The 11,454-nt window shown below is 60.0% G+C and carries 9 protein-coding genes; 7 read left to right on the forward strand and 2 right to left on the reverse strand.

The window, feature by feature from the left end:
- Nucleotides 1–79 precede the first annotated feature (79 nt).
- From IE038_RS01420 to IE038_RS01450, 7 genes are all read left to right on the forward strand, one after another.
- Nucleotides 80–1,174 carry a polyamine ABC transporter substrate-binding protein gene (locus tag IE038_RS01420; RefSeq protein WP_163933590.1) on the forward strand — a complete coding sequence of 365 codons (1,095 nt, stop codon included), beginning with the start codon at nt 80–82 and terminating at the stop codon, nt 1,172–1,174.
- A 60-nt stretch (nt 1,175–1,234) separates the two neighbouring features.
- On the forward strand, nt 1,235–2,377 hold the full coding sequence (potA, locus tag IE038_RS01425) for a polyamine ABC transporter ATP-binding protein (RefSeq protein WP_189394993.1): 1,143 nt from the start codon (nt 1,235–1,237) through the stop codon (nt 2,375–2,377).
- Nucleotides 2,374–3,294, forward strand: a complete 921-nt coding sequence (locus IE038_RS01430; protein ID WP_163933587.1) for an ABC transporter permease subunit — start codon at nt 2,374–2,376, stop codon at nt 3,292–3,294. Before potA ends, IE038_RS01430 begins: the two co-directional genes overlap by 4 nt.
- Complete coding sequence (locus IE038_RS01435) at nt 3,291–4,187, forward strand: ABC transporter permease subunit (RefSeq protein ID WP_163933584.1); 897 nt, start codon at nt 3,291–3,293, stop codon at nt 4,185–4,187. Before IE038_RS01430 ends, IE038_RS01435 begins: the two co-directional genes overlap by 4 nt.
- A gap of 241 nt (nt 4,188–4,428) precedes the next feature.
- Nucleotides 4,429–5,520, forward strand: coding sequence for an efflux RND transporter periplasmic adaptor subunit (locus tag IE038_RS01440; protein WP_163933581.1), 1,092 nt, complete (start codon nt 4,429–4,431; stop codon nt 5,518–5,520).
- Nucleotides 5,517–6,581: an efflux RND transporter periplasmic adaptor subunit gene (locus tag IE038_RS01445; RefSeq protein WP_163933577.1), complete on the forward strand. Its 1,065-nt coding sequence runs from the start codon at nt 5,517–5,519 to the stop codon at nt 6,579–6,581. The genes IE038_RS01440 and IE038_RS01445 overlap by 4 nt, the downstream gene beginning before the upstream one ends.
- The gene (locus IE038_RS01450) at nt 6,578–9,625 is read left to right on the forward strand and encodes an efflux RND transporter permease subunit (protein ID WP_189394994.1); all 3,048 of its coding nucleotides are present in this window, start codon (nt 6,578–6,580) and stop codon (nt 9,623–9,625) included. Before IE038_RS01445 ends, IE038_RS01450 begins: the two co-directional genes overlap by 4 nt.
- Before the next feature lie 67 nt (nt 9,626–9,692).
- On the opposite strand, the gene IE038_RS01455 is transcribed toward IE038_RS01450, so the two are convergent.
- Both IE038_RS01455 and IE038_RS01460 read right to left on the reverse strand, forming a co-directional pair.
- Nucleotides 9,693–10,337, reverse strand: a complete 645-nt coding sequence (locus tag IE038_RS01455; RefSeq protein WP_163933574.1) for a methionine ABC transporter permease — start codon at nt 10,335–10,337, stop codon at nt 9,693–9,695.
- On the reverse strand, nt 10,327–11,454 hold the full coding sequence (locus IE038_RS01460) for a methionine ABC transporter ATP-binding protein (RefSeq protein ID WP_189394995.1): 1,128 nt from the start codon (nt 11,452–11,454) through the stop codon (nt 10,327–10,329). Before IE038_RS01460 ends, IE038_RS01455 begins: the two co-directional genes overlap by 11 nt.

Consider the following 11,454-nt stretch of genomic DNA (forward strand, 5'->3'; position numbering starts at 1 on the left):
AGGTAAGTTGCGCGCCGGTTTGGTTATCCGGCAGATCATTCTGTCGTTTAGCTCGGGCACTATTGAGAGGACCTTCCACTTGTCTATTTCTGTATTTCGCAAGGCCTTGATGGCTGGAGCGGGTCTGACGCTGGCGATCAGCGTCCAAGCGGCGCCCACGGTGCACATCTACAACTGGTCGGACTACATCGGTCAGACCACGCTGACGGACTTCGAGAAAGAAACCGGCATCAAGCCGTTGTACGACGTGTTTGATTCCAATGAAACCCTGGAAGGCAAGCTACTGGCCGGTCGTACTGGCTACGACGTGGTCGTGCCGTCCAACCATTTTCTCGGCAAGCAGATCAAGGCGGGCGCGTTCCAGAAGCTCGACAAGTCACTGCTGCCGAACTGGCAGAACCTCGACCCGGCGCTGCTCAAGCGTCTGGATAAGAACGACCCGGGCAACCAGTATGCCGTGCCTTATCTGTGGGGCACCAACGGCATCGGTTACAACGTCGACAAGGTCAAGGCTGTGCTGGGAACCGACAAGATCGACTCCTGGGCCATGCTGTTTGAGCCGGAGAACATCAAGAAGCTTTCCGCCTGCGGTGTCGCGTTCCTCGACTCACCGGACGAGATGCTCCCGGCGGTGCTCAATTACATGGGCCTGGACCCCAACAGTACCAACCCGGCCGACTATAAAAAGGCCGAGGCCAAGCTGCTGGCGGTACGTCCTTACGTGACCTATTTCCACTCGTCCAAGTACATCTCGGACCTGGCTAACGGTGACATCTGCGTGGCTGCAGGTTTCTCCGGCGATGTGTTCCAGGCCAAGACCCGCGCTGAAGAGGCGGGCAAGGGCGTGAATGTCGCGTATGCAATTCCCAAGGAGGGCGGCAACCTCTGGTTTGACATGCTGGCGATTCCCAAGGACGCCAAAAATCTCAAAGAGGCCCACGCTTTCATCAACTATTTGCTCAAGCCTGAGGTGATAGCCCAGGTCAGCGATTACGTCGGTTATGCCAACCCGAATCCAAAGGCTGGCGATCTGATGGACCAGAGCGTTAGGACCGACGCAGCGGTTTATCCACCGCAAGAGGTGCTGGACAAGTTGTACGTCAATGCTGAGTTGCCACCCAAGGTGCAACGTTTGATGACCCGTAGCTGGACCAAGGTCAAGTCGGGCAAATGAGTATCCAGGGCCCGTCACGGCAGGGGCGGGCTGCAAAAATTCTTGTTGGGAGTTTCACACATGGCTGTTGCCTCCGGTGCCTATAAAAAAGCCCTCGATGGTGGCCAGCAACCTAAACAGGTGCTGGTGAAGATCGACCGGGTTACAAAAAAATTCGACGAAACGGTCGCCGTGGACGATGTGTCCCTGGAAATCCGCAAGGGCGAGATCTTCGCTTTGCTGGGTGGCTCCGGCTCGGGTAAATCCACATTGCTACGGATGTTGGCCGGTTTCGAGCGTCCGACCGAAGGCCGCATCTTCCTCGATGGTGTCGACATCACCGATATGCCGCCTTATGAACGGCCGATCAACATGATGTTCCAGTCTTATGCGTTGTTCCCGCACATGACCGTGGCGCAGAACATCGCGTTCGGCCTGAAGCAGGACCGCATGCCGGCTGCCGAGATCGACGCCCGCGTGGCCGAGATGCTCAAGCTGGTGCACATGACCCAGTATGCCAAGCGCAAGCCGCACCAGCTTTCCGGTGGCCAGCGTCAGCGTGTGGCATTGGCCCGTTCCTTGGCCAAGCGACCAAAACTGCTGTTGCTCGACGAGCCAATGGGCGCACTGGACAAGAAGTTGCGTTCGCAGATGCAACTGGAACTGGTGCAGATCATCGAGCGCGTTGGCGTGACTTGCGTGATGGTGACCCACGACCAGGAAGAGGCCATGACCATGGCCGAGCGTATTGCGATCATGCACCTGGGCTGGATCGCTCAGATCGGAAGCCCGATCGACGTCTATGAGACCCCGACCAGCCGCCTGGTGTGTGAGTTCATCGGTAACGTCAACCTGTTCGAAGGCGAAGTGGTGGACGATGCCGAGAGCTATGCCCTGATCTCCAGCCCCGAGCTTGAGCGCGGCATCTACGTTGGCCACGGCATCACCACCTCGGTGGAAGACAAGCACATTACCTATGCCCTGCGCCCAGAGAAGCTGCTGGTGACCACCGAGCAACCGACGGACGAGCACAACTGGTCGCGCGGCAAGGTTCACGATATCGCTTACCTGGGCGGCCACTCGGTGTTCTACGTCGAGTTGCCGAGCGGCAAGGTGGTGCAGTCGTTCGTTGCCAACGCCGAACGCCAGGGAACCCGGCCTACCTGGGGCGACCAGGTCTATGTGTGCTGGGAAAATGATTCCGGTGTGGTACTGCGCTCATGAAAATTCGAAAACTGAAGCGCGCTTTCCAGCGCCTGGTTCCCGAGGGGCGTCACCTGGTCATTGGTGCGCCATTCCTGTGGCTGTTCCTGTTCTTCATGTTGCCGTTCTTCATTGTACTGAAGATCAGCTTCGCCGAAGCAGACGTGGCGATTCCGCCGTATACCGAGATCTACACCTTCGTCGAGCAGAAGCTCGAACTGGTGCTCAACCTCGGCAACTACGCCATGTTGACCGACGACGAGCTGTACCTGTCGGCGTACCTGGGTTCGTTGAAGATGGCCTTCATCAGCACGCTGCTGTGCTTGTTGATCGGCTTTCCAATGGCCTACGCCATTGCCAATGCGCGTAAGGAGACCCAGACGGTCCTGCTGCTGCTGATCATGATGCCGACCTGGACCGCGATCCTGATTCGGGTCTATGCCTGGATGGGCATCCTCAGCAACAACGGCCTGCTCAACGGCTTCCTGATGAGCATGGGCCTTATCGATCAACCGTTGCAGATCCTCAATACCAACCTGGCGGTTTATATCGGCGTGGTCTACTCGTACCTGCCGTTCATGATCCTGCCGTTGTATGCCAACCTGGTGAAGCACGACCCGAGCCTGCTTGAAGCGGCTTCCGACCTGGGTTCCAGTACGTTCAACAGCTTCTGGAAAATCACCGTACCGCTGTCCAAGAACGGCATCATCGCCGGCTGCATGCTGGTGTTCATTCCGGTGGTGGGTGAGTTCGTCATTCCAGAGCTGCTCGGCGGCCCGGAAACCCTGATGATCGGTAAAGTGCTGTGGCAAGAGTTCTTCAACAACCGTGACTGGCCAGTGGCTTCTGCTCTGGCGGTAGTGATGCTGGCGATCCTGATCGTACCGATCCTGCTCTTCAACCGTAGTCAGGCCAAAGAGATGGAGGGTCGGGCATGAAGCGTTTCAGTTTCTCCAAGCTGATGCTGGTGATGGGCTTGCTGTTCATCTACCTGCCGATGTTGATCCTGGTGATCTACTCGTTCAACGCCTCCAAACTGGTGACGGTCTGGGGTGGCTGGTCGGTGAAGTGGTACGTTGGCCTGCTCGACAACAGCCAATTGATGGGCTCGGTGGCGCGCTCGCTGGAAATCGCCTGCTACACCGCGATTGCCGCCGTCGTGCTCGGTACCCTGGCGGCTTTCGTGCTGACCCGGGTGACCCGCTTCAAGGGTCGCACCTTGTTCGGTGGTCTGGTCACGGCGCCATTGGTCATGCCTGAGGTGATTACCGGCCTGTCGTTGCTGCTGCTGTTCGTGGCGATGGCACAGATGATCGGCTGGCCGCAGGAGCGTGGCATTTTCACCATCTGGATTGCGCACACCACCTTTTGCTCTGCCTATGTGGCGGTGGTGGTATCGGCACGCTTGCGCGAGCTGGACCTGTCCATCGAAGAGGCGGCCATGGACCTGGGCGCACGTCCGTGGAAGGTGTTCTTCCTGATCACCATCCCGATGATTGCGCCTTCGTTGGCGGCAGGCGGCATGATGTCCTTCGCACTGTCGCTGGACGACCTGGTGTTGGCGAGCTTTGTCTCCGGTCCAGGCTCGACCACCTTGCCGATGGAGGTCTTCTCGGCCGTGCGTCTGGGCGTGAAGCCCGAAATCAACGCTGTGGCCAGCCTGATCCTGCTTTCAGTGTCGTTGGTGACCTTCCTGGTCTGGTACTTCAGCCGTCAGGCCGAAGAGCGCCGCCGTCGTGCCATTCAGCAAGCCATCGAGGAAAGCGCTGCCGACTCGTGGAAACAGCCGGACGTGCGTCGCGCGCCAGCGCCTGCTGCTGTCTCGGTGTAACGGCTTGCCAGCGCATACGCCAAGAGGCGTATGCGCTGCGCAATAGCGGTACTGCCGACAAGGCCGCCTCCAACGGGGCGGCCTTTTTTGTCTGTGTGATCTGAATCAATATTCCCGCCAGCCCTACGCCCTGTAGCGTCGATTCCTGCATTCCTTCGCTGGCAGCGCGAGCGGCCCTCGTAACCCTGATCTACGCTAACACTCGCATCCTCTCTTCGACGTTGTCTCGCAAGGAGCTCGCATGCCGGTGTTGCGTCCAAACCTGATCATCTGCCTGGGGCTTGCGCTGCTACTGGCTGCCTGTGGCGAGAAAAAAAATATCGAGTCGCAGCGACCACGCGTTGCTGTTCAGGTTGCCCAGACCAATGAATACGCCTCTGCCGCGACGCTGACAGGCGATATTCAGGCGCGTGTGCAGACTGAGCTGTCGTTCCGGGTGGGCGGCAAGATCATTTCCCGCAGCGTCGACGTCGGTGACCGGGTAACGGCCAAGCAGGTGCTGGCCAGGCTTGATCCCAAGGACCTGCAGACCGATGTCGACTCTGCGGCTGCACAGGTGTTCGCCGAGCAGGCGCGTGTCACGCAGGCCAGCGCTGCATTTGGACGACAGCAGAAACTGCTACCCAAGGGCTACACCAGCCAGAGCGAGTACGACACCGCAGAAGCCGCCTTGCTCAGTAGCCGCAGTGCGCTCAAGGCCGCCGAGGCGCAATTGGCCAGCGCCCGTGAGCAGTTGAGCTACACCGCCCTGGTGGCTGATGCCGCAGGCATCATCACCGCGCGGCAGGCCGAAGTCGGGCAGGTGGTTCAAGCGACAATGCCGATTTTCAGCCTGGCTGTTGATGGACCACGAGATGCAGTGTTCAACGTGTATGAGGCGCTGAAGGTTGACCCGCGCAATGACCGTAAAGTGACCGTTCGCCTGGTCGACGATCCGCAGGTGCAAGCATTGGGGCGTGTGCGTGAGGTTAACCCGACTGTCTCGGCACAGAGCGGTACCGTGCAGGTCAAAGTCGGGCTGGACTCAACGCCCAAGGGTATGGAATTGGGTTCTGTGGTCAGTGCCACGGTAAGTGCGGCGGGTAAGGCCGGTGTCGAACTACCGTGGTCGGCCCTGACCAAGGCGCTGCATGATCCTGCTGTCTGGGTGATGGACAAGGACGGCAAGGTCAGCCTGCAGCCGGTCACGGTTAGCCGTTACTTGACCGGCAAGGTGGTGATTTCTGAAGGGCTGAAGGGCGGGGAGTCGGTGGTCGTGGCCGGTGGCCAGACCTTGCACCCTGGCGTAGAGGTCGAAGTGGCTCCGGCAAGTGCCGAAGGGGTGGCGCCATGAAGCCGGCCGCGATGTTGTTGGGCACTTGCCTGTTGTTGGTCGCCTGTACCGAAGAGCACAGCGAGGAGCCGGTTCGGCCTGTATTGACGCTGCGGGCAACCTCGCAGGGCGAGCAGCAGCTAGGGCGTTTCGCCGGGAGCATCCAGGCCCGCTATGAAACCAACCTGGGTTTCCGGGTGGGCGGACGAATCGCTCAACGCCATGTGGATGTCGGCACTGAAGTGGCCAAAGATGGCTTGTTGGCGACGCTTGATCCCACCGATCAGCGTAACCAACTGCGCGCCGCCGAGGGCGACCTTGCCAAGATCCAGGCCCAACTGATCAATGCCCAGGCCAATGCCCGACGTCAACAGCAGTTGTACGACCGGGGTGTCGGTGCGCAGGCCCAGCTGGATATTGCCCAGACTAACCTGAAGACCACCAAGGCTACCCTGGATCAGGCCAGTGCGGCGTTCAGGCTGGCGCGTGACCAGCTCGGCTACACCGAGCTGCACACTGACCACGCCGGGGTTGTGACGGCCTGGCAAGCCGAGGCCGGGCAGACCGTTACCGCCGGCCAGCCAGTCGCCACGCTGGCCCGTCCTGATGTCAAGGAAGCGGTCATCGACCTGCCGATAACACTGGCCGAACAGTTACCCAAGGGCGTGCATTTCTACGTCGAGGCACAGCTTGACCCCAGCACCCATACCTCGGCCACGCTGCGTGAACTCGAACCTCAGGCCGATGCGGCGACCCGGACCCGCCGTGCCCGTTTGACACTGGCCGAGTCGCCACTCGGTTTTCGTCTTGGGACGGCGATCAGTGTTTCCCTCAGTTCACCCGTGACACCCCGTGTGGAGCTTCCGCCCAGCGCCGTGCAGGACTCGGACGGCCAGAGCCGGGTGTGGGTCGTCGATGAGCAGCAGCAAACGGTCTCACCCCGCGATGTGAAGGTGCTTGAGCGCACCGACGAGTGGGTCGCGTTGGCCTCGGGTGTGCAGGTTGGGGAGCGAGTGGTCAGTGCTGGTGTACACAGCCTGAAGCCAGGGCAAAAGGTCAAACTTGATGAGGTGGGCCCATGAAAGGGAGTTTCAACCTGTCCGAATGGGCGCTCAAACACCAATCGTTCGTCTGGTACCTGATGTTTGTATCCCTGTTGATGGGCGTGTTCTCTTACCTGAACCTGGGCCGGGAAGAAGACCCGTCTTTCACCATCAAGACCATGGTCATCCAGACCAGTTGGCCGGGTGCGACCCAGGATGAGACCCTCAATCAGATCACCGACCGGATCGAAAAGAAGCTCGAAGAGCTGGACTCCCTCGACTACGTGAAAAGCTATACCCGGCCGGGAGAGTCGACGGTGTACGTCAACCTGCTCGACACCACCAAGGCCAAGGACATTCCGGAAATCTGGTACCAGGTGCGCAAGAAGATCCAGGACATCAAGGGTGATTTTCCCAAGGGCGTCCAGGGCCCGGGATTCAACGATGAGTTTGGCGACGTGTATGGCTCCATCTATGCCTTCACCGCCGATGGCTTGTCCATGCGTCAGTTGCGCGATTATGTCGAGCAGGTACGGGCCGAGATTCGCTCGGTGCAGAACCTGGGCAAGGTCTTGATGCTCGGCGCACAGGACGAAGTGCTCTACCTGAATTTCTCCACCCGCAAGCTGGCTGCCCTGGGCATTGATCGGCGTCAGGCGTTACAGGCCCTGCAAGCGCAGAACGCGGTAACGCCTGCTGGCATCATCGAGGCCGGGCCGGAGCGCATTTCAGTACGCACCAGCGGCCAGTTCGCCTCCGAAAAAGACCTGGAGCAGGTCAGCCTGCGGCTTAACGACCGTTTTTACCGGTTGGCCGACATCGCTGATATCAGTCGTGGGTATGTCGACCCGCCGACACCGATGTTCCGCTTCAATGGTCAAACCGCGATTGGCCTGGCAATCGGTATGAAAGCCGGTGGCAACATGCAGGTGTTCGGTGAGGCCCTGCACAAGAAGATGAAGCAAGTGATCGCCGATCTGCCGGTGGGTGTCGGTGTGCATAACGTTTCCGACCAGGCGGTGGTGGTCGAGGAGGCCGTCGGTGGTTTTACCAGCGCGCTGTTCGAGGCGGTGGTGATTGTGCTGGTGGTGAGCTTCATCAGCCTTGGCGTGCGCGCCGGCTTGGTGGTGGCCTGCTCGATCCCGCTGGTGTTGGCCATGGTCTTTGTGTTCATGGAGTACAGCGGTATCACCATGCAGCGGATCTCTCTCGGTGCGTTGATCATTGCATTGGGGCTGTTGGTGGACGATGCCATGATCACCGTCGAGGTCATGGTCACCCGTCTGGAAATGGGCGAGACCAAAGAACAGGCGGCGACCTTCGCCTATACCTCGACAGCCTTCCCCATGTTGACCGGCACACTGGTGACCGTTGCCGGTTTCGTGCCCATAGGCCTTAATGCCAGCTCGGCAGGTGAGTACACCTATACCTTGTTTGCGGTGATTGCCGCGTCCCTGCTGGTGTCATGGGTCGTTGCCGTGCTGTTTGCCCCGGTGTTGGGCGTGCATATCCTCAATGCCAAAGTGAAAGCCCATGACAAGGAAGCGGGGCGTTTCGACAAGGCGTTCCAGCACGGTCTGCACTGGTGCATGCGTCATCATTGGCTAACGATCATCGCCACGGTGCTGATGTTTGCGCTGTCGTTGTTCGCCATGCGCTTCGTGCAGAATCAGTTCTTTCCAGCTTCGGACCGTCCAGAGTTTCTTGTCGACTTCAACCTGCCGCAAAATGCCTCGATCGAGGAAACCCGCAAGGCGGTCGACCGCTTTGAAGCAACGCTCAAGGGCGACCCGGATATTGTTCGCTGGAGCAGTTACATTGGTCAGGGCGCGATCCGTTTTTACCTGCCGCTGGACCAGCAGTTGGCCAACCCCTACTTTGCCCAGTTTGTCATTGTCAGTAAGGGTTTCGAGGAACGCGGGGCGTTGATGGCCCGCTTGCGGGAGCGGCTGAAAACCGACTTCGTCGGTATCAGCACGTACCTGCAGTCACTGGAGATGGGGCCGCCAGTGGGATGGCCGATCCAGTACCGGGTCAGCGGTTCGGACATCGACCAGGTGCGGCGACATGCCATCGGGCTGGCGACATTGCTCGATAGCAACCCGAACATTGGCGAGATCATTTACGACTGGAACGAACCGGGCAAGGTCATGCGTATTGATATCGCCCAGGACAAGGCCCGGCAGTTGGGACTGTCTTCGGAAGATGTGGCCACTATCATGAATGGCATTGTCAGTGGTGCGGCAGTGACGCAGGTTCGTGACAACATCTACCTGATTGATTTGGTCGCCCGTGCCGACGACAGTGAGCGCGCTTCGCCACAGACGCTGCAGAACCTGCAAATTCTCCGGCCCAATGGCACCTCGATCCCGTTGCTGGCGTTCGCTACCGTGCGTTATGAGCTGGAGCAGCCGCTGGTCTGGCGGCGTGACCGCAAACCGACCATTACCGTGAAGGCTGCGGTCAGCAGCGAGATTCAACCCACGGACCTGGTCAAGCAGCTAAAGCCGCAGATCGATGCGTTCGCCGACAAGCTGCCAGTGGGTTACCAGGTGGCTACGGGGGGTACGGTGGAGTCCAGTGCCAAGGCCCAGGCACCCATTGCCAAGGTCGTACCGCTGATGCTGTTCCTGATGGCGACCTTCCTGATGATCCAGTTGCACAGTGTGCAGAAGCTGTTCCTGGTGGTCAGCGTTGCGCCGCTGGGGCTGATTGGCGTGGTGTTGGCGTTGGTGCCGACCGGTACGCCGATGGGCTTCGTCGCGATTCTGGGGATCTTGGCGCTGATCGGGATCATCATCCGTAACTCGGTGATCTTGGTGACGCAAATTGATGAGTATGAAACTCAGGGCTATGGGCCGTGGGACGCCGTCATGCAGGCGACCGATCACCGACGTCGGCCAATCCTGCTGACGGCCGCTGCGGCGAGCCTGGGCATGATCCCGATTGCGCGAGAGGTGTTCTGGGGGCCGATGGCCTACGCGATGATCGGTGGGATCATCATCGCAACCTTGCTGACGTTGCTGTTCCTGCCAGCGCTGTACGTGGCCTGGTTCAAGATCGAGGAGCCAAAGCACACTTGACCGTGCCGATGTGCAGCGGGTGTGGCAGGTCAGCTGGTACGCGGCGCCTGCCCGCTCCCATAGGGGGTCAGCGCTTGTTCAAGCCCTTGGCCAGGCGGTCGCCGCCCAACTGGATCAACGCCACTAACACCACCAGCATGACGATGACCGTCAGCATGATCTGGCTGTCGAAACGTTGGTAGCCGTAACGGTAGGCAATGTCACCCAAGCCGCCTGCGCCGATGGCACCGGCCATCGCCGAGGAGTTGATCATGGTGACCAGGGTGATGGTAAAACCACCGACGATGCCTGGCAGGGCTTCAGGCAGCAATACATGCCAGACGATATGCCAGCGTCGGCAGCCCATCGCCTGCGCCGCCTCGATCAAGCCATGATCGACCTCGCGCAGGCTCACCTCTGCGATACGTGCGAAGAACGGTGTCGCCGCAATGGTCAGCGGTACCACCGCTGCCCAAACACCGTAGGTAGTACCCACAATCAGGCGGGTGAAGGGGATCAACGCCACCATCAGAATCAGGAACGGTATCGAGCGGAACAGGTTGACGAAGGCACCGAGCACCCGGTTGACCGTTGGCGCCTCGAATATGCCGCCCTTGTCGCTGGTGACCAGTATGACCGCCAGCGGGATGCCCGCGAGCAGGGCGATCAGCGAAGACACCCCCACCATCAGCAAGGTATCGAGTACACCTTGCAGCAGACGATCAAACCACATAACCGAGTACCTCCACCTGTGCGGCCCACTCCCGGGCGCGTTCGATCACGTTGTCGTGGCTATGCGGTGATTGCTCCACCGCAATGACCAACTGGCCCAGTGCTCTTCCCTGAATCGACTCGATGCCCCCCTGCAATAGGCTGACCTGGCCTCCCAGGGCACTGAACAACGTCGACAACTGCGGTGCATGTGTGTCCCGGCCACTGACCCTCAATCGCAGTACCAGCGCTGCCTCCGGACGGGGTGCCTGTGCGTGCAGACGGGCCTGAAGGTGCGCAGGGAGGGTGGGTTGCAGCGGTGCCAGCAAGGTCTTGCTGACATCGTGCTGTGGCTCGCCAAATACTTGCCAGACCGCGCCCTGTTCGACGATATGGCCCCTTTCCAGCACCACCACGCGATGGCAGATTTCGCGAATCACGGCCATTTCATGGGTAATCAGCACCACGGTCAGGCCCAGGCGCTGGTTGATATCCCGCAGCAGGCCAAGGATCGATTCGGTGGTCTCCGGGTCCAGTGCCGAGGTTGCTTCGTCGCAGAGCAGGATTTCAGGGTCATGGACCAGCGCCCGGGCAATGCCGACGCGTTGTTTTTGCCCACCGGACAACTGCGCCGGATAGACGTGATGTTTCTCCTGCAAACCGACCAGCTCCAGCAACGCAGCGACCTTGCGCTGGCGTTGATCCTTGGGCACACCGGCTACCTTCAGCGGCAGCTCGACGTTCTGCCAGACCGTCTTGGCCGACATCAGGTTGAAGTGCTGGAAGATCATGCCGATGCGCCGGCGCAGGTTCACCAGGCGGTCTTCGTCGAACTCACCGATGTCCACCTGATCGATCAGTACCCGCCCACTGCTGGGTTGTTCCAGGCGGTTGATGGTGCGAATCAGCGACGACTTGCCCGCGCCGCTACGGCCGATGATGCCGAAGATTTCGCCGCGCTGGATGTTCAGGTCGATCCCTGACAGTGCCGGGGCCGCTTGCCCCGGGTAGGTCTTGTTCAGGCCGATGAACCGGATATGGGCTGTGCTCAGTTCCGGGTGCAGGGCCCTTTGCTGAGCGTTTTGAGGCGGCGTGAACGGTTGCGCGTCCAGCGCCAGACGGGCGTTGGCGGCACTCAT

Origin of the sequence: Pseudomonas laurentiana, assembly GCF_014648275.1 — a bacterium.
Classification (GTDB): Bacteria; Pseudomonadota; Gammaproteobacteria; order Pseudomonadales; family Pseudomonadaceae; genus Aquipseudomonas; species Aquipseudomonas laurentiana.